19 protein-coding genes and 1 pseudogene are annotated in these 24507 nt (G+C 62.2%); 18 read left to right on the forward strand and 2 right to left on the reverse strand.

Annotated features, from left to right (window positions below; translation table 11 throughout):
* Window positions 1–20 precede the first annotated feature (20 nt).
* A complete protein-coding gene (locus I6E42_RS04210; protein WP_235370678.1) occupies window positions 21–1070 on the reverse strand; it encodes an aldose epimerase family protein in 1050 nt (349 codons plus the stop codon).
* A gap of 161 nt (window positions 1071–1231) precedes the next feature.
* Between I6E42_RS04210 and I6E42_RS04215 the strand changes: the two genes are divergently transcribed.
* From I6E42_RS04215 to I6E42_RS04300, 18 genes and pseudogenes are all read left to right on the forward strand, one after another.
* Entirely contained in the window at window positions 1232–2275 is a 1044-nt protein-coding gene (locus I6E42_RS04215) for a LacI family DNA-binding transcriptional regulator (RefSeq protein WP_235370679.1), read from the forward strand.
* Window positions 2276–2397: 122 nt separating this feature from the next.
* The gene (locus I6E42_RS04220; protein WP_235370680.1) at window positions 2398–3699 is read left to right on the forward strand and encodes a galactokinase; all 1302 of its coding nucleotides are present in this window, start codon (window positions 2398–2400) and stop codon (window positions 3697–3699) included.
* Window positions 3700–3728: 29 nt separating this feature from the next.
* A complete protein-coding gene (gene galE / locus I6E42_RS04225; protein WP_235370681.1) occupies window positions 3729–4718 on the forward strand; it encodes a UDP-glucose 4-epimerase GalE in 990 nt (329 codons plus the stop codon).
* Between the two features lie 24 nt (window positions 4719–4742).
* Window positions 4743–6233, forward strand: a complete 1491-nt coding sequence (galT, locus tag I6E42_RS04230) for a UDP-glucose--hexose-1-phosphate uridylyltransferase (RefSeq protein ID WP_235370682.1) — start codon at window positions 4743–4745, stop codon at window positions 6231–6233.
* 533 nt (window positions 6234–6766) lie between these two features.
* Window positions 6767–7786, forward strand: a complete 1020-nt coding sequence (gene aroF / locus I6E42_RS04235; RefSeq protein WP_235370683.1) for a 3-deoxy-7-phosphoheptulonate synthase — start codon at window positions 6767–6769, stop codon at window positions 7784–7786.
* A gap of 38 nt (window positions 7787–7824) precedes the next feature.
* Window positions 7825–8883, forward strand: a complete 1059-nt coding sequence (gene aroB / locus I6E42_RS04240; protein ID WP_235370684.1) for a 3-dehydroquinate synthase — start codon at window positions 7825–7827, stop codon at window positions 8881–8883.
* Window positions 8880–10133 (forward strand): 3-phosphoshikimate 1-carboxyvinyltransferase, encoded by a 1254-nt coding sequence (locus tag I6E42_RS04245; RefSeq protein WP_235370685.1) that lies wholly within the window; start codon window positions 8880–8882, stop codon window positions 10131–10133. Before aroB ends, I6E42_RS04245 begins: the two co-directional genes overlap by 4 nt.
* Complete coding sequence (aroC, locus tag I6E42_RS04250; RefSeq protein ID WP_235370686.1) at window positions 10114–11211, forward strand: chorismate synthase; 1098 nt, start codon at window positions 10114–10116, stop codon at window positions 11209–11211. Before I6E42_RS04245 ends, aroC begins: the two co-directional genes overlap by 20 nt.
* Window positions 11212–11328: 117 nt before the next feature.
* The gene (locus I6E42_RS04255) at window positions 11329–12480 is read left to right on the forward strand and encodes a bifunctional chorismate mutase/prephenate dehydratase (protein ID WP_235370687.1); all 1152 of its coding nucleotides are present in this window, start codon (window positions 11329–11331) and stop codon (window positions 12478–12480) included.
* A gap of 1 nt (window position 12481) precedes the next feature.
* A complete protein-coding gene (locus I6E42_RS04260) occupies window positions 12482–13714 on the forward strand; it encodes a shikimate kinase (protein WP_235370688.1) in 1233 nt (410 codons plus the stop codon).
* Window positions 13711–14124 (forward strand): annotated as a pseudogene (aroQ, locus tag I6E42_RS04265) (type II 3-dehydroquinate dehydratase); the annotation flags it as partial. The gene I6E42_RS04260 and the pseudogene aroQ, both read left to right, overlap by 4 nt.
* 317 nt (window positions 14125–14441) lie before the next feature.
* A complete protein-coding gene (locus I6E42_RS04270) occupies window positions 14442–15752 on the forward strand; it encodes an MATE family efflux transporter (protein WP_235370689.1) in 1311 nt (436 codons plus the stop codon).
* A gap of 342 nt (window positions 15753–16094) precedes the next feature.
* Window positions 16095–18464 carry an endonuclease MutS2 gene (locus tag I6E42_RS04275; RefSeq protein ID WP_235370690.1) on the forward strand — a complete coding sequence of 790 codons (2370 nt, stop codon included), beginning with the start codon at window positions 16095–16097 and terminating at the stop codon, window positions 18462–18464.
* A 285-nt stretch (window positions 18465–18749) separates the two neighbouring features.
* Window positions 18750–19013 carry an HPr family phosphocarrier protein gene (locus I6E42_RS04280; protein WP_023347782.1) on the forward strand — a complete coding sequence of 88 codons (264 nt, stop codon included), beginning with the start codon at window positions 18750–18752 and terminating at the stop codon, window positions 19011–19013.
* Between the two features lie 77 nt (window positions 19014–19090).
* Window positions 19091–20911 (forward strand): excinuclease ABC subunit UvrC, encoded by a 1821-nt coding sequence (uvrC, locus tag I6E42_RS04285; RefSeq protein ID WP_235370691.1) that lies wholly within the window; start codon window positions 19091–19093, stop codon window positions 20909–20911.
* A gap of 563 nt (window positions 20912–21474) precedes the next feature.
* Window positions 21475–22068: a 16S rRNA (guanine(966)-N(2))-methyltransferase RsmD gene (gene rsmD / locus I6E42_RS04290; protein ID WP_328284078.1), complete on the forward strand. Its 594-nt coding sequence runs from the start codon at window positions 21475–21477 to the stop codon at window positions 22066–22068.
* Window positions 22065–22562: a pantetheine-phosphate adenylyltransferase gene (coaD, locus tag I6E42_RS04295; protein WP_235370693.1), complete on the forward strand. Its 498-nt coding sequence runs from the start codon at window positions 22065–22067 to the stop codon at window positions 22560–22562. Before rsmD ends, coaD begins: the two co-directional genes overlap by 4 nt.
* Before the next feature lie 3 nt (window positions 22563–22565).
* Window positions 22566–23096 (forward strand): hypothetical protein, encoded by a 531-nt coding sequence (locus I6E42_RS04300; protein ID WP_235370694.1) that lies wholly within the window; start codon window positions 22566–22568, stop codon window positions 23094–23096.
* A gap of 63 nt (window positions 23097–23159) precedes the next feature.
* On the opposite strand, the gene I6E42_RS04305 is transcribed toward I6E42_RS04300, so the two are convergent.
* Entirely contained in the window at window positions 23160–24479 is a 1320-nt protein-coding gene (locus I6E42_RS04305; protein WP_235370695.1) for an Ig-like domain-containing protein, read from the reverse strand.
* Between the last annotated feature and the right edge of the window lie 28 nt (window positions 24480–24507).

The following is a 24507-nucleotide window of genomic DNA, read 5'->3' on the forward strand; positions in this document are numbered from 1 at the left end:
TGAGCCGGGGACTATTTTGCTTATTCGGCAATGGAAAAACGGTAGCAGGTGGTGTGGTCGTACCGGCCGCCTGCCCGGAGAATGCAGGAGGGGAAGCCGGGCTGGTTGGGGGAGTCGGGGAAGAACTGTGTCTCCAGACAGAAGGCGTGGCGCGGGCCGTAGACAGCGTCCCCTTTGCCTTTCCGGCCAGGTTCCAGGAAATTGGCGGTGTAGAACTGGACACCGGGGAGGGTGGTCTCTGTCTCCATGACAATCCCGGTGGCGGCGCAGCGGGCCCAGGCGGCGGGACGCAGCTGTCCTATAGGGCCGTCGATCACAAAGTTATGGTCGTAGCCGTGGCCCAGCTCCAGCTGAGGGAACGGCTCGTCGAGATGCGCGCCAATGGGGGTGGGACGGGTCAGGTCCATGGGAGTGCCGCTCACTGGCTCCAGAACGCCCAGCGGGATACTGGTCCCGTCCGCGGGAGTGTACTGGGAGGCGTGCAGGGCAATCTCCTGGTCCAGCACGGGGCCGGAGCCCTGTCCCGCCAGGTTGAAGTAGCTGTGGTTGGTGAGATTGCAGGGGGTGTCCCGGTCTGTCTCTGCCTCATACCGGATGGACAGGGCGCTGCCCTCCAGACGGTACGTGACCCGGACCCGCAGGGTACCTGGGTAGCCCTCCTGGCCGTCCGGGCTGACCAGCGAGAGGACAGCCCGGTCCGCTGTCAGCTCCTCCACGGCCCAAACCTGATAGGAGAAGCCAACCAGCCCGCCGTGGAGATGGTTGGGGCCGTTGTTGACCGCCAGCGTATATTCCCGCCCGTTGAGGGTGAAGCGCCCACCCGCGATGCGGTTGGCAAACCGGCCCACCACGGCGCCCAGGTAGCCGTCCTGGGTCCGGTACTCCTCCAGGGTGTCGTAACCCAGTATCACGTCCACCGGCCGGCCGTCCTTGTCCGGCACCACCAGAGAACGGAGGGTGGCCCCGAAGGTGAGGAGACGGCAGGTGAGGATGCCGTTGGACAGGGTGAGCTGCTCCACCTGTTCCCCGGAGGGGGTGGTCCCGAAGGGACAGCGGATGGATTCATTCATGGGAGGTCCTCCTTTTTGGCAATGCGCCGGGGCAGTTCTGACTATGTTGCTTCCACTATACCAGACCGGGAAAGAAAAGGCAAAGAAAACCGGTTCTGCCCCTTGTCAAAAATTCCGCTGTGTGCTATTCTTTTTTTAGTAAAAATTATGGAGGAAGGACCATGGCGACTTTGAAGGAACTGGCCGACCGGACCGGCTATTCCCCTGCCACCATCTCCCGCATCCTCAGCGGGGACCCCGCCCTGTCGGTGACACCGGAGGCCCGGCGGAAGGTGCTGGAGGAGGCGGGGCGGCTGAACTACACGGCCACCCGCAGTCGGCGGGGCAGGACCCCAAAGGGGGTGCTCCGGGTGGGGGTGGCGGAGATGCTCACGCCGGTCCAGCAGCTGGAGGACCCCTACTACCTCTATCTCAGCGGTTTTGTCCGGCAGGGCTGTCTGGACAAGAAGTACACCTGCCTGACCTTGGAGAGCCGGGGCGAGGTGTTTCTTCCCCCGGAGGGGGAGGGTCTGGACGGCATTGTAGCCATCGGGCTGTTCACTCCTGCCCAGATCGAATCCCTGTCCGCCCTTACGCCCAACGTGGTCTTTCTGGATTCCTCCCCCTTTGAGAGCCGTTTCGATTCAGTGGTTCTGGGATATGAACTGGGGATCTCGCTGGCGTTGGAGCATCTGACCCAGTTGGGGCACCGGCGCATTGGGTTCATCGGTCCGGCTTACAAGCTGGATGACCGCCGCCAGCGGGCACCCGAGGTCCGCCGCCAGCTGTTCCTGCGCCTTATGGACGGACATGGGCTGCTGGACCGGGGCCTGATGGTGGACTGCCCCATGGAGGCGGAGGCCGCCGCCCAGGCGGTGGAAGCTTTTCTGGGGTCCGGCTCTCTGCCGCCCACGGCCTTCCTATGCGCCAATGAGGAGGTGGCCATCGGCGCCCTGCGGGCGCTACGGGAGGCGGGATTGTCCGTGCCCGGCGACTTGTCGGTGGTTTCCTTCAATGACACGCCACGGTCCGCCCTGGTGGACCCGCCCCTCACCTCTGTCTCCACCCATGTGGAGGAGATGGCCCGGACTGCCCTGCGCCTGTTGGGGGAGCGGGCCTGTCCCCAGGGGAGGGAGCCGGTGCGGACCCTGCCCCTGAAGGTGGTGGTCCCGCCCGCTCTGGTGGTCCGACGGAGCAGCGGCCCGGCGGAAGAACAGTCAAAATAGACAGTGCGGGATACGGGTTTCTGTGCATTGCGACAAAGTTTTGGTTCCGAGAAAAATGGGATTGAATTTTTACTAAAAATTCAATATACTGTGACCAAGAAATGAAAATGAGGTGACGCGATATGAGCTCCTGCGAATTGCTGCTGCGGACCTTGCGTGCCGGGGAACACGACCGGACGCTGGCCGGACTGTACGCCTTGGACGGTACACAGTCCAGTCTGGAGGCCGCCCGGGCGCGGGCTGTCCATGTGGTGGAACGCTTTCAGGAATCCTTTGCGCCGGAGGAGACGGTCCAGGCGGCCCTGTTTACCGGCCCCGGCCGCACGGAGATCGGCGGCAACCACACCGACCACCAGCACGGCCATGTGCTGTGCGGCAGCGTGGACCTGGACATGCTGGCCTGTGCCTCGGCCAATGGCCTGCGGATGATCCGCATCGTCTCCGAGGGCTATCCCGCGCTGAAGGTGGATCTGGACCGGCTTTTCCCCCAGGACGGAGAGAAAAATACCTCTGCCGCCCTGGTGCGGGGGGTGGCCGCCAAGATTCAGGAATTGGGTTATCCCGTCTCCGGGTTTGACGCCTATGTGACCTCCACCGTCCTGTCCGGTTCCGGCCTGTCCTCCTCCGCCGCTTACGAAGTGCTGGTGGGGAACATCCTGAACTATTTTTGCTGCGGCGGTGCGCTGGACCCCGTCCAGATCGCCAAGATCGGCCAGTACGCCGAAAACGTGTTTTTCGGCAAGCCCTGCGGCCTGATGGACCAGATGGGCTCCTCCGTGGGCGGGGCCGTGGCCATCGATTTTGCCGACCCCGCGGCCCCGGTGGTGAAGAAGGTGGACTTTGATTTCTCAAAGTCGGGCCACGCCCTGTGTATCGTGGATACCGGCTCCTGCCACGCCGACCTCACCGACGATTACGCTGACATTCCCGGGGAAATGGGTGCGGTAGCCGCCCACTTTGGGAAGAAACACCTGCGGGAGGTACCTGAGGAGGAGTTCCGTGCCAGTCTGCCCTCCCTGCGGGTGCGGTGCGGCGACCGGGCGGTGCTCCGGGCCATGCACTATTACGACGATGACCGCCGGGCGATCCAGGAGGCGCAGGCCCTGGAGGCGGGGGACTTTGCACAGTTCCTGGCCCTGGTCAACGCCTCCGGCGTCTCCTCCGCCCTCCACCTCCAGAACACCTGGGCCATCGCCGATCCCAGACAGCAGGCCATCCCTGTGGCCCTGGCGGTGGGCCAGGAGCTGCTGGAGGGGACCGGGGCCATCCGGGTCCACGGCGGCGGCTTTGCCGGCACCATCCAGGCCTTTGTCCCCAATGAGAAGTTGGACCACTTCAAGACCGGCATAGAGGCCCTGCTGGGCCCTGGCAAGTGCCATATCCTCCACATCCGTCCTCAGGGCGGCTGCGTGGTCATCGCGTAATCGAGTATTTGGAAAGGAAGGGTATTATTATGGCGATTCTTGTGTTGGGCGGAGCCGGTTACATCGGCTCCCACACTGTGTATGAACTGATCGGTGCCGGCCGGGACGTGGTAGTGGCCGACAACCTGCTCACCGGCTTCCAGGAGGCCGTCCACCCCAAGGCCCGGTTCTACCGGGCGGACATCCGGGACCGGCAGGCCATGGACCAGCTGTTTGAGCGGGAGCAGATCGAGGGCGTCATCCACTTTGCCGCCTCCTCCCAGGTGGGGGAGTCCATGTCTGACCCGCTGAAGTATTATGACAACAACCTGGGCGGCACCACCGTCCTCCTCCAGTCCATGGTGGCCCACGGGGTGGACAAGATCGTGTTCTCCTCCACCGCCGCCACCTACGGGGAGCCCGAGCGGGTGCCCATCCTGGAGACGGACAAGACCGTCCCCACCAACTGCTACGGCGAGACCAAGCTGGCCATGGAGAAGATGATGGCCTGGACCAGCCGGGCCCACGGCCTGCGCTATGTGGCCCTGCGGTACTTCAACGCCTGTGGCGCCCATCCCTCCGGCCTGATCGGCGAGGCCCATGATCCCGAGACCCATCTGATCCCCGTCATCCTCCAGGTGCCCAACGGCAAGCGGGCGAAGATCTCCATCTTCGGCGACGACTACCCAACCAAGGACGGCACCTGCGTCCGGGACTACATCCATGTCTCCGACCTGGCCCAGGCCCATATCCTGGCCCTGGACTACCTGCTGGCCGGCGGGGAGAACAACGTGTTCAACCTGGGCAACGGCGTAGGCTTTACGGTGAAGGAGGTCATTGACGTGGCCCGGTCTGTCACCGGCCACCCCATTCCCGCCGAGACCTGCCCCCGCCGGGCCGGGGATCCCGCCCAGCTGGTGGCTTCCTCCGACAAGGCCAGGACCGTCCTGGGCTGGCAGCCCAAGTACGCCGACCTGGAGACCATCGTCTCCTCCGCCTGGGCCTGGCACAAGAGCCACCCCAACGGCTACCACGCCTGAGAAGGACAATGAGGTGATTGAAACATGATCGACGCCGCTGTTTCCAAGCTGGCCACCTACGCCCTGCGCACCGGGCTGATCGAAGAAAATGAGTACACCTGGGCGGTCAACACCATCCTGGACGTTTTGAAGCTGGACGGCTATACCGACCCCGGCCAGGAGTGGGGGGACATTGAACTGGCTCCCGTCTTGGAAGAGTTGCTGGACGATGCCCACGCCCGGGGCGTGCTGGCGGAGAACTCCGTGGTCTACCGGGACCTGTTTGATACCGAGCTCATGGGCCGGCTGACGCCCCGTCCGGCTCAGGTGATCGGAAAATTCCAGGCCCTGTACCGGGAGGATCCCCAAAAGGCCACAGACTGGTATTACAAATTTTCCCAGGACACCAACTATATCCGCCGGGACCGAATCGCCAAGGACATGCAGTGGAAGGCGGAGACGGAGTACGGGGAGCTGGACATCACCATCAACCTGTCCAAGCCGGAAAAGGACCCCAAGGCCATTGCCGCTGCCCGGAACCTGCCCGCCTCCAGCTATCCCCGGTGCCAGCTGTGCGCCGAGAACGAGGGCTACGCCGGCCGGGTGAACCACCCCGCCCGTCAGAACCACCGCATCGTCCCCATCACCATCAACGGCTCCCCCTGGTTTTTGCAGTATTCCCCCTATGTGTACTACAACGAGCACTGCATCTGCCTGAACAGCGTCCATACCCCTATGAAGATCGACCGGGCCTGCTTCGGTAAGCTGCTGGACTTTGTCCGCCAGTTCCCCCATTATTTTGTGGGCTCCAATGCCGACCTGCCCATCGTGGGCGGTTCCATCCTGGCACACGACCACTTCCAGGGCGGACGGTACACCTTCGCCATGGAGAAGGCCCCCGTGGAGACCCCCTTCACCTTCCCCGGATTTGAGGACGTGGAGGCGGGGATCGTCAAGTGGCCCATGTCGGTGGTGCGGATCGCCGGACAGGACCCGGAGCGGATGATCGAGCTGGCCGACCGCATCCTGAACGCCTGGCGGGGCTACACCGACGAGGCTGCCGTCATCTATGCCGAGACCGACGGAACCCCTCATAACACCATCACCCCCATCGCCCGCCGGAGAGGGGAGAAGTATGAGCTGGACTTGGTGCTGCGCAATAATCTGACCACGGAGGAGCACCCCCTGGGCCTGTACCATCCCCACGCTGAGCTCCACCACATCAAGAAGGAGAACATCGGCCTCATTGAGGTCATGGGTCTGGCTGTCCTCCCCGCCCGGCTGAAGGAGGAGCTGGCGGCGGTGGCCGGCGCCCTGGTGTCCGGGGCCGACCTGCGCGCCCATGAACTGACAGAGAAGCACGCCGACTGGGCCGAGGGCTTCCGGGGCAAATACCACATCACCCGGGAAAACGCCCTGGAGGTGGTCCAGAAGGAGACGGGCCTGGTCTTTGCCAAGGTGCTGGAGCACGCCGGCGTCTACAAACGGGACCCGGAGGGCAAAGAGGCGTTTCTGCGGTTTCTGCATACGGTCTGAATTTTTCGGTCCCCGCTCGGTGAGCGGGGACCGGTTTCTTTGTCCGGATGCCGGAAACCGAAGGGACGGCGGCCCCGGAACTTGCGGGCTTCTGCGGGGAAAAATGCCGGTGTGCCGCGGGAGCGGCAGAAAAATTTTCCCCGTCAAAAAGAATGAAAAACTTTGCTTTAAAGCGTTAAATTTTAAGATAAATGCAATAAAAACAAACAAAAGGTTATGATAACAGAGGAAAACAGCCGGAAAAAATAGTTGACATGCGAAAAACATAGTGCTATGATTGCCCTAGATTTTGAAGCGCGAAGGAGTCCCTGACCATGCTGAATCTGTTTGCGGCTTACTTTTTTAGCTACTTTTACTTTTTTAGCTTTAGTGCTGACAAGGTAAAAGTGCTTTTTGCTGCAAATAATGGCGTGACCACCTTTGCGTGACAGAAAAGGGATCATTTCAGGGCCTGCGGTGAAAAACACTTCACCGCAGGCCTTTTTTCAAGCCTGTGGGTACCGTGAGGCCAACTTGGAAAGGAAGAGAATCATATGGTCATCATTGTAAAACCAGAGGCGAAGGAAGAACAGATCCAGGATCTGATGCACTGGATCGAGGCCCAGGGCCTTCGGACCCATGTCTCCACCGGAGATTACACCACCATCATCGGCGTCATTGGCGACACCAGCCGGCTGGACGACGACCTGATCAACGGTCTGGGAATCGTCCAGGGCATCAAGCACGTCTCCGAACCTTATAAGAGTGCCAACCGGAAGTTCCACCCCATGGATTCCATCATCGAGGTGGGAGAACAGAAGCTGAAGGTGGGACATGGCAATTTCGCCCTCATTGCCGGGCCCTGCTCTGTGGAGAGCGAGGAGCAGATCATCTCCGTGGCCAAAAGCGTCAAGGCCGCCGGAGCCACCATGCTCCGGGGCGGCGCTTTCAAGCCCCGCACGTCCCCTTACGACTTCCAGGGGCTGAAGGCAGACGGCATCGAGCTGCTGTTGGAGGCCAAGCGGGAGACCGGCCTGCCCATCGTCACCGAGATCATGAACGCCAACCACCTGCCCCTGTTCGAGGAGGTGGACGTGATCCAGGTGGGAGCCCGGAACATGCAGAATTTCGAACTATTGAAGGAGCTGGGCCACATCAAAAAGCCCATTCTCATCAAGCGGGGCCTGGCCAATACCATCAAGGAACTGCTGATGAGCGCCGAGTACGTCATGTCCGGGGGCAATGAGAACATCATCCTCTGTGAGCGCGGCGTGCGCACCTTCGAAACGGCCACCCGGAACACCCTGGACCTGTCCGCCGTTTCCGTCCTCCATGAGCTGACCCACCTGCCCGTCATCGTGGACCCCAGCCACGCCACCGGCGTGGCCCGGTATGTCAAGCCCATGGCCATGGCTGCCGCTGCCTGCGGAGCCGACGGCCTCATTATCGAGGTCCACAACGACCCGCCCCACGCCAAATGCGACGGGGCCCAGTCCCTCCGCCCGGAACAGTTCGAGGATGTAGCCAGGGCTGTCCGCGCCATCCGTTCCACCGTTCAGGAATTGGAAGGCTGATTTCATAATTTACCGCTTTCAACAAGAGGATCAGAACCATGACAACCATCACAGTAAAAGCCTCCCGGGCTTACGAAGTGAAGATCGCCCCCGGCCTGCTGGCCCGGGCCGGAGAACTGTCCGCTCCCCTCATCCAGGGCAGAGACGCGGTCATCGTCTCTGACAGCAACGTCTGGCCCCTCTACGGTCAGACGGTCCGCGACAGCTTGGAACAGGCGGGCTTTCGGGTGGATGCCTTCGTGTTCCCAGCGGGGGAGAGTTCCAAGACCCCCCAGACCCTGGTGGAGCTGCTCACCTTCCTGGCCCGGAAGGGGCTGACCCGCTCCGACGCCCTGTTTGCCCTGGGGGGCGGAGTCACCGGGGATATGGCGGGACTGGCCGCCTCCCTGTACCTGCGGGGCGTGCCCTGTGTCCAGCTGCCTACCTCGCTACTGGCCATGGTAGATTCCTCTGTGGGAGGTAAGACCGCCGTGGACCTGCCGGAGGGAAAGAATCTGGTGGGTACCTTTACCCAGCCGCATCTGGTCCTGTGCGACACCGATGCCCTCAAAACCTTGTCCCCCGCCGTGGAGGCGGAGGGCTGGGCGGAGATCATCAAGTACGGCATGATCCGCAGCCGGAGGCTGCTGGATGTTCTGAGCGCCAACCCCGCCGGCAGCGAGATCGAGTGGGTCATCGCCCACTGTCTGGAGATCAAGCGGGACGTGGTGGCCTCCGACGAGCGGGACAACGCCGTCCGTCAGGTGCTGAACTTCGGCCACACCATTGGCCACGCGATCGAGCGCTGCGGAGGCTATTCCATTTATCATGGGGAGGGGGTGGCCATGGGCATGGCCATCATGACCCGGGCCTGTGTCCGTATGGGCCTGTGTCCGGAGGAGTGCCGGACGGTGCTGGAAGATCTGCTGGACCGGTACCACCTGCCCAAGACCTGCGGGATGAAGCGGGAGGACCTGCTGGCGGCCGCCCGGGCGGACAAGAAGCGACGGGGCGAGACCATCACCCTGATCCAGCCCGAAGCACTGGGCAGCTGCATCCTGAACAAAACCGATTTTTCCCGGCTGGACCGGGTACTGGAAGTGGGGATGGACCTATGAGTACCGTGATCATTCGCCCCAAAACCCTGGCGGGGACGGTGGCCCCGCCCCCCAGCAAAAGCCAGGCTCACCGCCTGATCATTTCCGCCGCCCTGGCCCGGGGGACCAGCACCATTCGGAACGTGGCCTTCTCCCAGGACATCGAGGCCACCCTCCGGTGTATGGAGGCCCTGGGGGCCTCATGGGAGCAGCCGGAGGAGGGCGTGATCCGGGTCACCGGGATCGGGGGAACAGTCCCCCGTGGTCCTGCCGGAGAGGAGCTTCCCGCCTTTGATTGCGGGGAGTCCGGTTCCACCCTCCGGTTCCTCATCCCCATCGCCCTGGCGGCGGCGGGGGGCGGACGGTTTACCGGCCGGGGACGGCTGATGGAACGGCCTCAAAAGCCCTACCTTGATCTGTTTGCGGAGAAGGGGATCTTTTACCGGCAAAAGGACGGCGTTCTCACCGTCCGGGGCCGGCTGGAGCCGGGGGAGTACCGCCTTCCGGGTAACGTGTCCAGCCAGTTTTTCACCGGCCTGCTCTTTGCATTGCCCCTGCTGGACGGCACGTCCACCATTGCCCCTACCACGGAGGTGGAGAGCTGGGATTACATCCTGATGACCATGGACGCGCTGATGGGGGCCGGGGTGGCGGTAATAGAGCCCCGGGAAAACCGGAATTGCTTTTCCATCACTCCGTCCGCCTATGCTCCCTTTGATCGGACAGTTGAGGCCGACTGGTCCCAGGCGGGCTTCTGGTACGGGGCGCGGGTCCTGGGAAATCCGGTGGAAGTGACCGGGCTGAATGAAGAGTCCGCCCAGGGGGACCGTGTGGTAGCCGCTTACAGCGCCCGGCTGGCCCAGCCGGGAGACGTGGACATCGACGTGTCCCAGTGTCCCGACCTGGTGCCTCCGCTGGCCGTCATGGCGGCGGTGCGGCAGGGTACCACCCGGATCCTCAACGCCGCCCGGCTGCGCATCAAGGAGAGCGACCGGCTGGCTTCCGTCACCGCCACCCTCAACGCCCTGGGGGCACAGGTGGAGGAGCACCCGGATAGCCTGACCATCCACGGCTTGGAACGTTTGGCTGGCGGCGCGGACATTGACTGTTGCAATGACCACCGGATCGCCATGATGGCAGCCATTGCCGCCACCCGCTGTGAACAGCCGGTCACCCTGCTGGGCGCCCACTGTGTAAAAAAATCCTATCCCAACTTTTGGGAACATTACCGTATGTTAGGAGGGGACCTGGATGTCCTCGTATCTGGGTAAAAATCTCCATGTCGCAATTTTCGGCCAGTCCCACTCGGAAGCCATCGGCGTCACGGTGGACGGCCTTCCCGCCGGAGAGGCGGTGGACTTGGAGGAGCTGGACCGCTTCCTTCAGCGCCGGGCCCCCGGCAGGACCGATACCTCCACGCCCAGGAAAGAGGCGGACAAGCCCCGTATCCTCTGCGGGCTGGCGGATGGCGTGACCTGCGGCGCGCCTTTGGCCGCTGTCATTGAGAACACCAACACCCGCTCCCGGGACTATGACAAGCTCAAGGATGTGCCCCGGCCCGGCCACGCCGACTACACCGCACAGGTGCGGTACGGCGGCTTCCAGGACGTGCGGGGGGGAGGCCATTTCTCCGGACGGCTCACCGCTCCCCTGTGTGTGGCCGGAGGGATCGCCCTCCAGATCCTGGCCCGGCGGGGCATCCAGGTGGCCGCCCACATCCTGAGGGTGGGAGAGGTGACTGACCGGCCCTTTGATCCCATGGGTGAGCAGGGAGAAACACTGGACCGGGTGCGCCGCGCCCCCTTCCCGGTTTTGGACCAGCAGGCGGGAGAACGGATGCGCAAGACCATCCTGGAGGCCCGGGAACAGCGGGACTCTGTGGGCGGTGTGGTGGAGTGTATGATCACCGGCCTGCCCGCCGGAGTGGGAGACCCCATGTTCGGCGGCATGGAGAGCAGAATGGCCTCGGTTCTTTTCGGCATCCCCGCCGTCAAAGGCGTGGAGTTCGGCTCCGGCTTCGGCGCGGCCCGGATGCGGGGCTCGGAGCACAACGACCCCTTCGGTATCGAGGGGGGACAGGTGGTGGCCCGGAGCAACCACGCCGGCGGAATCCTGGGCGGCATCACCAGCGGAATGCCCATCCTGTTCCGCTGTGCCTTTAAGCCCACCCCCTCCATCTCTAAGGAGCAGGACAGCGTGTCCCTGTCCCGGATGGAGCCGGAGAAGCTGGTGGTGGAGGGGCGTCACGACCCCTGCATCGTCCCCCGGGCGGTCCCGGTGGTGGAGGCCGCCGCCGCGCTGGTGGTGCTGGACGCCCTGCTGGACGGCCCGGCGAAAGTGGAATGGTAGATCACCGCGGCCATCGGCCGCCCCTTGGAACAGAATTTCCCGGGGGCGGCGGAACCCGGAACTTTAACAATACAAATCGGAAAAGCAGCCTGCCAATGTTTTAGGAGGAGATCAAATATGAGTCAGAGTCTGGAAGAGATTCGCGGACAGATCGATCAGATCGACCGCCAGATGGTGGACCTGTTCAAGGCCCGGATGGAGGCGGCCGCCCAGGTGGCGGAGTACAAGATGGAGAACGGGCTTCCGGTGCTGGACGCCGGACGGGAGCGGGCCCTGCTGGGCAAGATCGGGGACCAGGCCGGAGAGGAACTGGCCGATTACGCCCAGTCCATGTACCGGACCATTTTAGCCGCCAGCCGTTCCTACCAAAACGGGAAGATGGGCCGGGGCTCCCAGGTCTACGACGGGATCAAGAAAGCCATGGACACCACCCCCAAGCTGTTTCCCCAGCGGCCCACCGTGGCCTGCCAGGGCATCGAAGGGGCTTACTCCCAGATCGCCTGCGACCGGCTGTTCAAGTCCCCCAACATCGTCTATGTCCAGACCTTTGACCATGTGTTCAAAGCCGTGGAGAGCGGCATGTGCCAGTATGGCCTGCTGCCCATTGAAAACAGTACCGCCGGCTCCGTCAAGGCGGTATATGATCTGATGATCCGGCACAATTTTTATATTGTCCGCTCCGCCCGGCTGAAGATTAGCCACAACCTGCTGGCCAAGCACGGCACCCGGCTGGAGGATGTGCGGGAGGTCTTCTCCCATGAGCAGGCCATCAGCCAGTGTGCGGGCTACCTGGCGGGGCTGAAGGATGTGAAGGTCAACATCGTGGAGAACACCGCCGTGGCCTCCCGGCTGGTGTCCCAGTCCGAACGCAAGGATGTGGCAGCCCTGTCCTCCCGGTTCTGCGCCGAGCTGTACGGCCTCCAGACCCTCCAAGAGAACGTGCAGGACCAGGACAACAACTACACCCGGTTCATCTGCATCTCCAAGAAGCCGGAGATCTACCCCGGAGCCGACCGCACCTCCCTGATGATGACCCTGCCCCACAAGCCTGGCTCCCTCTATCACGTGCTGGCCAAGTTCTACGCCCTGAATATCAACCTCCAGAAGCTGGAGAGCCGTCCCCTGCCCGGTCGGGAATTTGAGTTTATGTTCTACTTTGACATCGAGGCCTCGGTATACGCCCCCGAGATGGAGCAGCTGTTCCGGGACCTGGAGGTGGACAGCGAGCGGATGCGGTATCTGGGGACCTACAATGAGGTGATCTGCTGACATGGCTGGAAAGAGATTCTACGGACTGATCGGCGAGAAGCTGGGCCACAGCTTTTCTCCCGCCATCCACGGGAAGCTGGCCGACTATGAGTACCGCCTGATCGAGCTGACGCCGGAGGAACTGGGGCCCTTTCTCCAGATGGGGCAGTTCCAGGGGCTGAACGTGACCATCCCCTATAAAAAAGCGGTGATCCCCTACTGCGCGGAGCTGACCCCCCAGGCCCGCCATATCGGCAGCGTGAATACCATCCTCCGCCGGCCGGACGGGACCCTGCTGGGACATAACACCGACTACTACGGCTTTGCCTACCTGCTGCGCTCCGCCGGGGCGGAAGTGGCCAAGAAAAAGGCCCTGGTGCTGGGCACCGGCGGCGCCTCCCTCACGGTCCACGCGGTGCTCCGGGACCTGGGGACCCGGGAGCGGGTGACCATTTCCCGGACCGGGCCGGATAACTACGGCAATCTGGAGCGCCACGCCGACGCCCAGATCATCGTCAACACCACCCCCGTGGGCATGTATCCCAACACCGGGAAGGCCCCGCTGGACCTGTCCCGGTTCCCCAAGCTGGAGGGTGCCTTCGACCTGATCTACAATCCCGCCAAGACCCAGTTCCTGCTGGATGCGGAAAAGCTGGGGGTGCGGAACGCCAACGGCCTCGGGATGCTGGTGGCCCAGGCCAAGGCGGCGGCTGAGATGTTCCTGGACCGCCCCATTCCCGACGAGCGGGTGGATGAGATCATCCGGGAAATGGAGCGGAACACCCGTAACCTGATGTTGATCGGAATGCCGGGCTGCGGCAAGACCACGGTGGGACAGGCTTTGGCCCAACGTCTGGGCCGAAAGCTGGTGGACACCGACGTGCTGATCGAAGAAGAGGCGGGGCGCACCATCCCGGAGATCTTCGCCCAAGACGGGGAAGAGGCTTTCCGCCGCCTGGAGCATGAGATTCTGTGCCGGGTGAGCCGGGAGTCGGGATTGGTCATCGCCACCGGCGGCGGAGTTGTCACTCGTCCAGAGAACCTGGATCCCCTGCGTCAGAACTCCACGGTGATCTTCCTGCGCAGACCCCTGGACCAGCTGCCTGTGGATGGGCGGCCCGTCTCCCAGGCCAATAATTTGGAGACATTGTACCAGCGCCGGCTCCCCCTGTATCAGCAGGCGTCGGACTGGGCGGTAGACAATATTGTTTTGGATGATACCATTACGGAAATTATGAGGAGGTTTTCAAAATGAAACTGCTGGTGATGAATGGACCGAATTTAAATATGCTGGGCATCCGGGAACCGGATATTTACGGCAAGCAGGATTATCAGGCGCTGATGGAGCTGGTGCAGGAGACCTGTGACAATCTGGGTGTGGAGCTGGAGACCTATCAGTCCAACCACGAGGGCGACCTGGTGGACCGTATTCAGATGGCCTATGGCGACGTGGACGGCATCGTCATCAACCCCGGCGCCTACACCCACACCAGCGTGGCGCTGCTGGACGCCGTCAAGGGCGTGGGTATCCCCACGGTGGAGGTCCACATCTCCGACGTCAAGAGCCGTGAACCCTTCCGTCAGGTTTCCTACGTTGGTCAGGCCGCTGAGAAGCGGATCATGGGCATGGGCCTTCAGGGCTATGTGGAAGGCATCCACTACCTCTACGGCAAGTACGCCCGTGTCCGGAACAAGGAGGAGAAGGCCGAGCAGCGCCGCCGAGCCGAAAAGTCCCTGCTGATCAACGGAAAGCGGATCAGCGAGCTGAAAGCCCAATAAAAGAGGCTTTTCATCCCGGAAAAAATGTGCTAAAATTAAAAAACCGTGTTACGATTGAACGGGCCGGATGACGGCCCTGCAAAACCGCTGGCGGCGCCTCGCCAGCGGTTTTCTGCGCAGAGGAGGCGGGTCCGACGGCTGAGAAAAAGAATGATTTTTCCAAAGGGAGTATCTCTCGTAATATTCTGTCTCTGGCGGTGCCCATGACGGCGGCCCAGCTGGTCAATGTGCTGTACAGCGTGGTGGACCGGGTCTACCTGGGCCGGCTGCCCGACAGCAGCCACCTGGCCCTCACCGGACTGGGGGTCGCCATGCCCATCGTGTCCATCATCATGGGACTGGCCAACCTGTGCGGCACCGGGGGCGCCCCCTTGTGCTCCATCTGCCGGGGACAGGGGGACGAGGACGAGGCAGAGCGTGTCATGGGAAATTCCTTTACCCTCCTGATGGTCCTTGGCCTGGCGGCAACCGCCTTTTTCATGGTGTTGAAGCGGCCCATCCTCTATCTGTTCGGCGCCAGCGACGCCACCTTTCCCTATGCCGACGATTATATGACCATCTACCTCTGTGGGACCCTGTTTGTGATGGTCAGCCTGGGGATGAATCCCTTCATCAGCTCCCAGGGGTTTGGACGCATCGGAATGTGGACGGTGGTCATTGGGGCGGTCATCAACATTGTTCTGGACCCCATTTTCATCTTTGCGCTGGGTATGGGCGTGAAGGGCGCGGCGCTGGCCACGGTCATCTCCCAGGGATTGTCCGCAGTCTGGGTGCTCCGGTTCCTGACGGGGCGGCAGGCCATTTTGAAGCTGCGGCGGAGCTGCCTGCGGCTGGACGCCCGCCGGACCAAGCGGATCGTGGGCTTGGGCCTGTCCGGTTTCTGCATGAACATGACCAACAGCCTGGTCCAGGTGGTGTGCAACGCCACCCTCCAGGCCTACGGCGGCGACCTGTATGTGGGTATCATGACCATTATCAACTCCCTGCGGGAGGTGTTCTTCATGCCCGTCCACGGTCTGGCCAACGGCTCCCAGCCGGTGACCGGGTACAACTACGGGGCAGGGAAGTACAGCCGGGTCCGGGAGTCCATCCGGTTCAGCTGCGGCCTGACGGTGGCCTACGCCCTTCTGTTCTGGGCGGTGGCCATGGCCTTCCCCGGACTGCTGATCCGGATCTTCAGCGACGAGGCGGAGGTCATTGCGGCGGGGATCCCGGCGCTGCGCATCTACTTCGGCCTGTTTATCCCCATGTCCCTCCAGTCGGCGGGGCAGGCGGTCTTTGTGGGCCTGGGCCGTTCCAAACAGGCGGTGTTTTTCTCCCTGCTGCGCAAAGCCATCATCAACGCCCCGCTCACAGTGATCCTTCCCATTTGGCTGGGGACCACGGGAGTCTTCGTGGCGGAGTCCGTGTCCCAGTTAGTGGGGGGGATGGCCTGTTTCCTCACCATGTATTTCACCGTCTACCGCCCATTGGGTGGGATGAAAGATGGAACGCCCCTCTCCGGGCGGGTGTGATCCCATAAAAATTGCGGACGCCGGCAGGTGCAGGCGTCCGCTTTTGCGTGTCAGGGAGAGGGAAAATGAAAAAGAGGTGCACTGGCCCCGGAGGACCTCTATATGGAACAGAGGAGGGGGTCTGTGCCGGAGAACCGGTCACAGCCGCCGTCCCCCGGAATTTGGAGGACGTTCCGTCCCTTCTGTCTGAACTTATTCTATGCGGGCCCTGCGTTCTTTTCCACCATGCTCCGGTCAAATTCAGGTTAAATGCAGATGATAGCCCAGCCTCTTGTCAAAACCGCCGCTTTGTGCGACAATAGGGACATAATAAGACCAAGCATCTCAATAGGAGTTTTTAATATGAGTGAACTGTTTGAAAAATCCATTCAGGTCCTGGAGCTGCCCCGGGTGCTGGAGCGGCTGGCCGGCTGCGCCGTCACCGACGAGGGACGGGAGCGCTGCCTGGCTCTGCGGCCGCTGACCGACCTGGACGATGTGGAGCGGGCCCAGAAGGAGACCTCCGCCGCCGTGAACATGCTGATCCTCCGGGGGACGCCCGGCTTTTCTGGCATCCGTCCGGTGGTGGCCAGCCTCCAGCGGGCGGACATGGGGGGCAGCCTGAACACCCGGGAGCTGCTGGACATCGCCGCCGTCCTCCGGGCGGCCCGCACCGCCGGAGACTACGGGGCGGGGGAGGAGAAAAACGCCATCTCCCACCTGTTTCGCGCCCTGACGCCCAATAAATTCCTGGAGGAGACCATCACCAGCTCCATCCTCGGAGAGGATGAAATCGCCGACTCCGCCAGCGGGGAGCTGGCCTCCATCCGCCGCCACATGCGGGCCACCGAGGCCAAGGTGCGGGACATTCTGCAAAAGATCATCTCCTCCAACCAGTCCAAATACCTGCAGGAGTCCATCATTACCATCCGCTCGGACCGGTATGTGGTGCCGGTGAAGTCGGAGCATAAGAACGACATTCCCGGCCTGGTCCACGACGTGTCCTCCTCCGGCTCCACCTTCTTCATCGAGCCCATGGGGGTGGTGAAGGCCAACAACGAGCTGCGGGAGCTACTGGCCAAGGAGAAAAAGGAGATCGAGCGCATCCTGGCCCAGATGTCCGCTGACTGCGCCGCCCACAAGGAGGACATTCTGGAGGACTACCGCCTGCTGGTCTGGCTGGATGAGATCTTCGCCCGGGCCAAGCTGTCCTTGAAGCTGGAGTGTACCGAGCCCAGGCTCTCTGACAAGTATTTACACCTGCGGGGGGCGCGGCACCCCCTGCTGGACCAGAAGAAGGCGGTGGCCAACGACCTGGAGCTGGGGGAGCGGTTTGACACTCTGGTCATCACCGGCCCCAACACCGGCGGCAAGACGGTGACCCTGAAAACCATGGGCCTCATCACGCTGATGGCCCAGTGCGGCCTGCACATCCCGGCCAAGGATGACTCCACCGTCCGGGTCTTTGAGCGGGTATTGGCCGACATCGGCGACGAGCAGTCCATCGCCCAGTCCCTGTCCACCTTCTCCTCCCACATGACCAACATTGTGGGCATCCTGGAGGAGGCGGACCGGGATACCCTTATCCTCTTCGATGAGCTAGGGGCGGGCACCGATCCGGTGGAGGGCGCCGCCCTGGCCGCCGCCATCATCGAGTCGGCCCGGGGCCTGGGGGCCCAGGTGGCCGCCACCACCCATTACGCCGAGCTCAAGGTATACGCCATGACCACCCCAGGGGTGGAGAACGCCTCCTGCGAGTTCAATGTGGACACCCTGGCCCCCACCTACCGGCTGGTGCTGGGCATCCCGGGCAAGTCCAACGCCTTTGCCATTTCCCGCCGCCTGGGTCTGCCCGAATATATCATTGACAAGGCCGCCGCCCGGCTGGACGCGGAGAACGTCCGCTTTGAGGATGTGCTCACCCGCCTGGACCAGCAGCGCCAGGAGATGGAGCGGGAGCGGGCCGAGGCCAAGCGGCTCAAACTGGAGATGGAGCAGTCGGCCTCCAAGGCCCGGGAGTACCGGAAGAAGCTGGAGGAGGAGCGGTCCAAGGTGGTGGAGAAGGCCCAGGCCGAGGCCAGGGCCATCATTCAGGAGGCCCGGGCGGCCAGCGACCTGGCTTTGGCCGAGCTGAAGGACATGAAAAAACGCCAGGACAAGCTGGACTGGCAGCGGGTCAACGACAGCCGCGCGGAGGCCCGGCGGCTGCTCAACGAGGCGGAGCGGAACATTGGTGGTTCCGCCCAGGAGGTGGAGGCGCCGCCCCCCACCCGGCCCGCGGTGGCCGGAGACACGGTGGAGCTGGTGTCCATGGGCACCAAGGCCACGGTTTTGTCGGTAAACAAGGACGGGGTGCTCCAGCTCCAGGCCGGCATTTTGAAGATCACCGCCAAGCAGGAGGAGGTCCGGGTGGTGGAGGGGGCCGGCAAGGCTCAGAAGGAAGCCAAACGCATCATCACCCAGGCCCAGCACACCCTGCGCACCGCCGCCGTGCCCAGCCAAATCGACCTGCGGGGCATGGAGACCTTGGAGGCCATCGCGGTGCTGGAGCGGTTCCTGGATACCGCCATGATGGGCAAGCTGGAGACAGTGACCATCATCCACGGCAAGGGCACCGGGGCCGTCCGCAAGGCGGTCCGGGACTATTGCAAGCGCAGCCGGTATGTCAAGTCTTTCCGGCCCGGCCGCTACGGCGAAGGCGAGGACGGCGTCACCGTGGCGGAGCTGCGGTAAGTGTCGCAATCACGCGTAGGCGCAGCCCATAGCCTCCGGAGGGAAACGGAACGAGAAAATTTGCGCAGACGCCTAAAATAAAACAAGAAAAGTTTTAAAGCCCTTTCGGCGGGGAAAAAATGCCCAAATTTTATCACTTCACAAAAAAATGCTGAAAATCCCGTCCAGCTCCCGTAATTTTTCGGTGAAAACCAGAGTAATATTTGTGAAAAATGTCATTGACGTAGACGGGATAAATCTGGTATGCTAGTGTCACACCAAAACGACGAGGCGGAGGTACAGCTTATGTATAGTCAGGAAGCAGTCGTGAACAACCAGGTCGGTCTGCACGCCAGACCCGCTACTTTCTTCATTCAGAAGGCCAACGAGTTCAAGAGCTCCATCTGGGTGGAAAAGGAGGAGCGCAAGGTGAATGCCAAGAGCCTGCTTGGCGTTCTGTCCCTGGGGATTGTAAAGGGCACCCCCATCAAGCTCATTGCGGATGGTCCTGATGAGAAGGAAGCGGTCGAGGCCCTGTACAAGATGATTTCTTCTGATTTTTCCGAGTAAGCCGATTACCAGCAAAAGGCGCCGCAACGCGGCGCCTTTTTTGACGTTGCGCAAAAAATGGGGAGAGGAGGGAGCACATGACCTTTGACGAGCTGAAGGAGAAGGCCCACAGCCTGCCCTTGAAGCCGGGTGTCTATATTATGCAGGACGCCAAGAACACGGTGATCTATGTGGGCAAGGCCAAGGCGCTGAAAAACCGGGTGTCTCAGTATTTTCAGGACTCCTCCTCCCACACGGAAAAGACCCGGGCTATGGTGTCCCAGATCGACCACTTTGACGTGATCATCGCCGACAGCGAGTTTGAGGCCCTGGTGCTGGAGTGCTCTCTGATCAAGCGGCACCAGCCCCGGTACAACATTCTGCTGAAGGATGACAAGGGCTACCCCTATATCCGCCTGTCCAACGAGGCCTATCCCCGGTTTTCCCTGGCCTCCAAGGCGGCGGAGGACGGGGCGCGGTACTTTGGTCCCTATGCCAGCCGCCACAACACCCAGGCTATCATCGATGCCCTGCGCACCGCCCTGCGGCTGCCCTCCTGTCATAAAAAGTTTCCCCGGGACATCGGCAAGGAGAGGCCCTGCCTCAACTTCCACATGGGCAAGTGTGACGGCTACTGCCGGAGCGATGAGTGGAAGGAGCAGCACGACCGGGCCATGGCCCAGGCGGTCTCTCTGCTGGAGGGTCACTTCAAGGAGGTCCAGGCCGACCTGACCGCCGAGATGGAGCGGGCAGCGGAGGAACTGCGCTTTGAACAGGCCGCCGAGCTCCGGGACCGCCTGCGGGCCATCGAGCTGCTGGGCAAGCGGCAGAAGGTCATTGCCGGTTCCCTGGCCGACACAGACGTCACCGGCTTTTTCCGGGGGACGGCCAAGAGCTGCTTTGTGGTGCTTCACTATGTGGAGGGAGAGCTAGCCGCCAAGGACTTTGACCTGTTTGAATCTCCGGTGGAGGAGGACGAGGGCAGCGTTCTGTCCTCCCTCATGCGGGAATACTATGTGGGCCGGACCCGCCTGCCCAAGCAGATCTTGCTGCCCTGCGAGCTGACGGACCAGGTGTCCCTGACCCGGATGCTGTCCGAGCAGGTGGGCAGCCGGGTGGAGCTGGTCACCCCCCAGCGGGGCGCGAAGATGGACCTGATCCGCCTGGCCAACCAGAACGCCCGGGAGGAGGTGGAGCGGGCCACCACCCGGGAAGAACGGCAAAATAAGCTGCTGGAGGCGCTGGGACGGATGCTGGGACTGGACGGTCCGCCCCGCCGCATGGAGTCCTACGACATCTCCAACCAGGGAGCCAGCGACATCGTGGCCTCCATGGTGGTCTACGTGGATGGAAAGCCCCTGAAACGGGACTACCGGCGGTTCAAGCTGAAGGACATGGACGGCCCTGACGATTACGCTTCCATGGAACAGGTGCTCACCCGGCGGTTCCGCCGCTATCTGGACGGAGACGAAAAATTCTCCGACAAGCCCGACCTGCTCCTCATCGACGGTGGACACGAGCACGTGAAGGTGGCCGCCCGGGTGCTGGCAGCCATGAATCTGGACATCCCGGCCTACGGAATGGTAAAGGATGACCGGCACCGGACCCGTGCCCTGGTCCACCCGGACGGCCGGGAAATTGGCATCCAGGCCATCCCGGCGGTGTTCGCCCTCATCGGCCAGATCCAGGAGGAGACCCACCGCTTTGCCATCGAGTACCACCGGCAGCTCCAGGCGGGACACGTAAAAACCTCTGTTCTGGACAAAATACCCGGGGTGGGGGAGGTGCGCCGCACCCAGTTGCTGAAGCATTTCAAAAGCGTCAAGACCATCAAAGCCGCCTCGCTGGAGCAGCTTCAGGAGGTCGTGCCGAAGAATGCCGCCCAGGCGGTGTACCAATACTTTCATGGGGAAGAATAAATTTTAGTTTAGCTGTCCATGGAAGCGGAAACTCATGTAATGTAGGGCAAGGGCTCTGCCCTTACCTTCGAGGGATGTATCAGCATGAGGGCCAGTTTACGAGGCAGAGGCTATGGTTTGTGGTGACTGTTGTTCAACGTATGGTAGGGCGGCCCCTTGGGGCCGCCGCGGCAAAGAACCACGAACATTGAGCATCGCCTGCGGGCGGGACGGGAGATGGGGATATTTCGCCCCCGGGCGAGGTACTTTTGTAGAGATACAAAAGTACCCAAAAAATCTCCGGGCCCGCGGGCCCGGACCCGATGAGAGTTCGATTGGGAAAGTATTCCTTGCGTCCGGCGCGCAAAATTCGGTTCTGTTGCCTCTCTTTCCGGGCCTTCGGCCCTGGGTCGGGGAAACTTGGATTCAACAGCCGCTGAATCCTGCGCCTGGGTTTCACAATTGTGCGGCGTGGTCCTTGACCGCGTTGGTCCGTCTATTGCATGCAGCTTGATTCATCGGCAGTCCGCATAGGTCAGTCCTACAGAGCGTAAAACTGCTGCCCCATAAACCAAAATTTTTCAGTGCATACAACAAACGAAAAGAAAGGAACAAAACTTATGCGTGTGATTTCCGGAGCGGCCCGGGGCCGTCGGTTAAAGGAACTCCAGGGGATGGACACCCGTCCCACCACCGATAAGGTGAAGGAATCCCTGTTCAATATCATCCAGTTTGAGATCGAGGGCCGCAAGGTGCTGGACCTGTTCGGCGGCACCGGGCAGCTGGGGATTGAGGCCCTTTCCCGGGGGGCAGACCGCTGCACCTTTGTAGACCAGCGCCGGGAGGCGACAGCGCTGATCCGGGAGAATTTGAAGACCTGCGGTTTTTCCGAGCGGTCCCATGTGGTCCAGGGAGACGCGCTGTCCTTTTTGGCCTCCTGCCGGGAGAAGTTTGACGTGATCCTGTTGGACCCCCCTTATCACACGGAGCTGCTGGAAAAAAGCATGGAAGCCATCACAAGGTTTGACATTCTTGCGGAACATGGTATAATGATTTGCGAAAGTGCCGCGGATCGGGAACTTCCTCCGCTGGCGCCCCCCTATGAGCAAGGGAGAGAGTACCGGTACGGTAAGATCAAATTGACCATTTGCCGCCGGGCGGGGAGTGAGAGAACATGAGCGTCGCCATCTATCCCGGCAGCTTTGACCCGGTCACCCTGGGCCATTTGAACATCATCAAGCGGGCGGCCGCCTGTTTTGATAAGCTGATCGTCTGCGTGATGGTCAACTCCAAAAAGCAGGGGATGTTTACGCCGGAGGAGCGAGTGGACCTGCTGCGCCGTTCCACCGAGCGGTTCCACAATGTGGAAGTGGATTTTTCCGACGAGCTGTTGGCTGACTATGCCAAGCGCCGCCGGGCCCATGTGGTGGTCAAGGGCCTGCGAGCAGTGTCAGATTTCGAGCAGGAGGTCCAGATGGCGGTCATCAATCGGAAGCTGAATCCCCGGCTGGAGACCATGTTCCTGGCCTCCAGTGAAAAGTATACGTATCTCAGCTCCACGATCGTCAAGGAGATGGCGCGCTACGGAGCGGACCTGGCGGATTTTGTGCCCCGGGAGATCGTGGACGATGTGAACCGCCGTATGAGCGAGCTGCAGGGAAAGGAAGGATAACCAATGGCAAGCGGTGTGGAAGAACTGCTGGACATGCTTTTTGAAATGATCGACGAGGCGAAAAACGCCCCCTTCTCCAACGACAAGTGCATTGTGGAGCGGGACCGGGCTCTGGATCTCATCGACGACATCCGCAGCCAGTTCCCCATGGAACTGGGGGAGGCCCGGAAGATGATGGCCAACCGGGCTGAGCTGGTGGCCTCCGCCAAGCGGGAGGCCGAGTCCATCCGCAAAGCCGCGGAGGATAAGGCACGGCAGCTGCTGGCGGAGGACGTGATCACCCTCCAGGCCAAGCAGCGGGCCAACGAGATGATGCAGACGGCGGAGGAGCGCAGCCGGGAGCTGAAGCGCTCGGCCAACGAGTACTGCGAGGACGCCCTGCGCCGCACCGAGGAGGCGGTGGCCGAGGCCTACGACGAGATCAAGAAGTCCCGCGCCCGGTTCCGGGCTGCCGCCGGGGTGTCTGCCGCCCCCGCTGCCGGGGCCAATGGAGGCTCCCGGCCCATCTATGACGCCGCCGCGGACGAAGATTAACAAAACAGCCCTTGGAGCAAAGGCTCCAAGGGCTGTTTTCATTGTCATCGACTTGGAAATGAATCACCAGGGCAGCCAGCTGCCCTCCTCCCGGGCAGCCATGACGTCCAGAGCGCCGTCCAGCATCTCCGCGACCTCGCCCCGGGTCAGGGAACAGGACAGGGCGGCGGAGTTGGCGGCTCCGGTGTTCAGAATACCGGAAGCGGTCAGATTGGCGGCGGATTGGGCGGCCCAGTGGGCGTCGCTGTCGGAGAAGAAGACCTCGGCGGGGACGTCGGTGATGTTCAGCAGGCGGTCCAGCATCACCGTGGCCTCGCCAAGGGTGACAGTCTGGTCCGCGCCGAAGACGGGGGCGCCCTCTTCATCCCGGGAGCCCTGGATGGTCCCGGCCTTGAGGGCTGCGGAGACAGAGCCCTTGGCCCAGGTGGGGATGGCGCTGTCGTCGGCAAACCCGGTGAGGGTGACGTCCTCCATGGGCTCCAGACCGGATACCGCCATGGCCATGGTCAGGAACTGGGCGCGGCTCACAGGCTCGTCGGGCTCAAAGAAGTACTGCCCGTTCATATACTCGCCCACATAGACGCCCTCCTCCGCCAGACGGATGGCGGCCTTGTGAGCGCTGCTGCCCTCCATGTCGGCGTAGGTCACCTTGGTGTCCGGCTTCTCGATGCGGACGGTGACTTTGGCCTCGGAGGAGGTGTTGCCGGCGGGGTCCACGGCCACGTAGGTGAAGGAGTCGCTACCCGTTTTATTTTCATAGGGGGTGTAAACAAACTGGCTGGAGCCGTCTTCCGCCATGGTGACAGCGCCCCGGGCGGGGTTGGAGGTCAGCTCAAAGGAGAGCAGGTCCCCTTCGCTGTCCACCGCGTCGAAATAGCCGGTGATGGCGATGTTCTTATAGGTGGACAGGTCCATGTTCCGGGCGATGGGGGCCTGGTTCTCCTGAGTGAGCAGGTACAGGGTGACGGTGGTGGTCCTGCTGTCCTGACCGGAGGAGAAAGAGGGGGTGAAGGTGAAGGCGGTGGTGGTGACGATGGGATTCTGGGAGGACTGGAAGCGCAGTCCGCCCAGGGCGGTGCTGTCCACCACGGCGCCCGCCGCCAGGGGCTGTCCGCCGATGACCAGGATGCCGGCCCCCGGGTCGGGGAGGGTGTCGATGGTGATGCTGTTCAGGGTGGCCTTGTTGTCCGTTTTGACCACAAAGTCCTCCGGCTCGAAGGCGATGATGGAGCCAATCAGTCCGTTTTTGGAGAAGTCGCTCACGTAGGGCGCGTCTTCCTTTTTGTTCCAGAAAAAGGCGGAGGCGGGGGAGGACAGGGTACACACCAGGGCCAGTGCCATCAGAGCCGCCAGCCTCCGGGAAAGAGAGAAGGAACGTTTCATGGGATACCTCCATTCGTTTCGTGATGTA

The sequence above is a fragment of the Pseudoflavonifractor phocaeensis genome (genome assembly GCF_021531815.1).
Taxonomy (GTDB): Bacteria; Bacillota; Clostridia; order Oscillospirales; family Oscillospiraceae; genus Lawsonibacter; species Lawsonibacter phocaeensis_A.

What these genes read in the sequence shown, in the direction of transcription:
- I6E42_RS04220 (WP_235370680.1), top strand. Translation starts at nt 2,398, where the DNA reads ATGAGCTCCTGCGAATTGCTGCTGCGGACCTTGCGTGCCGGGGAACAC.
- I6E42_RS04245 (WP_235370685.1), top strand. Translation starts at nt 8,880, where the DNA reads ATGAGTACCGTGATCATTCGCCCCAAAACCCTGGCGGGGACGGTGGCC.
- I6E42_RS04300 (WP_235370694.1), top strand. Translation starts at nt 22,566, where the DNA reads ATGGCAAGCGGTGTGGAAGAACTGCTGGACATGCTTTTTGAAATGATC.
- coaD (WP_235370693.1), top strand. Translation starts at nt 22,065, where the DNA reads ATGAGCGTCGCCATCTATCCCGGCAGCTTTGACCCGGTCACCCTGGGC.
- aroC (WP_235370686.1), top strand. Translation starts at nt 10,114, where the DNA reads ATGTCCTCGTATCTGGGTAAAAATCTCCATGTCGCAATTTTCGGCCAG.
- I6E42_RS04210 (WP_235370678.1), bottom strand. Translation starts at nt 1,070, where the DNA reads ATGAATGAATCCATCCGCTGTCCCTTCGGGACCACCCCCTCCGGGGAA.
- I6E42_RS04270 (WP_235370689.1), top strand. Translation starts at nt 14,442, where the DNA reads ATGACGGCGGCCCAGCTGGTCAATGTGCTGTACAGCGTGGTGGACCGG.
- I6E42_RS04255 (WP_235370687.1), top strand. Translation starts at nt 11,329, where the DNA reads ATGAGTCAGAGTCTGGAAGAGATTCGCGGACAGATCGATCAGATCGAC.
- uvrC (WP_235370691.1), top strand. Translation starts at nt 19,091, where the DNA reads ATGACCTTTGACGAGCTGAAGGAGAAGGCCCACAGCCTGCCCTTGAAG.
- I6E42_RS04305 (WP_235370695.1), bottom strand. Translation starts at nt 24,479, where the DNA reads ATGAAACGTTCCTTCTCTCTTTCCCGGAGGCTGGCGGCTCTGATGGCA.
- galE (WP_235370681.1), top strand. Translation starts at nt 3,729, where the DNA reads ATGGCGATTCTTGTGTTGGGCGGAGCCGGTTACATCGGCTCCCACACT.
- aroB (WP_235370684.1), top strand. Translation starts at nt 7,825, where the DNA reads ATGACAACCATCACAGTAAAAGCCTCCCGGGCTTACGAAGTGAAGATC.
- aroF (WP_235370683.1), top strand. Translation starts at nt 6,767, where the DNA reads ATGGTCATCATTGTAAAACCAGAGGCGAAGGAAGAACAGATCCAGGAT.
- galT (WP_235370682.1), top strand. Translation starts at nt 4,743, where the DNA reads ATGATCGACGCCGCTGTTTCCAAGCTGGCCACCTACGCCCTGCGCACC.
- I6E42_RS04280 (WP_023347782.1), top strand. Translation starts at nt 18,750, where the DNA reads ATGTATAGTCAGGAAGCAGTCGTGAACAACCAGGTCGGTCTGCACGCC.
- I6E42_RS04260 (WP_235370688.1), top strand. Translation starts at nt 12,482, where the DNA reads ATGGCTGGAAAGAGATTCTACGGACTGATCGGCGAGAAGCTGGGCCAC.
- I6E42_RS04275 (WP_235370690.1), top strand. Translation starts at nt 16,095, where the DNA reads ATGAGTGAACTGTTTGAAAAATCCATTCAGGTCCTGGAGCTGCCCCGG.
- I6E42_RS04215 (WP_235370679.1), top strand. Translation starts at nt 1,232, where the DNA reads ATGGCGACTTTGAAGGAACTGGCCGACCGGACCGGCTATTCCCCTGCC.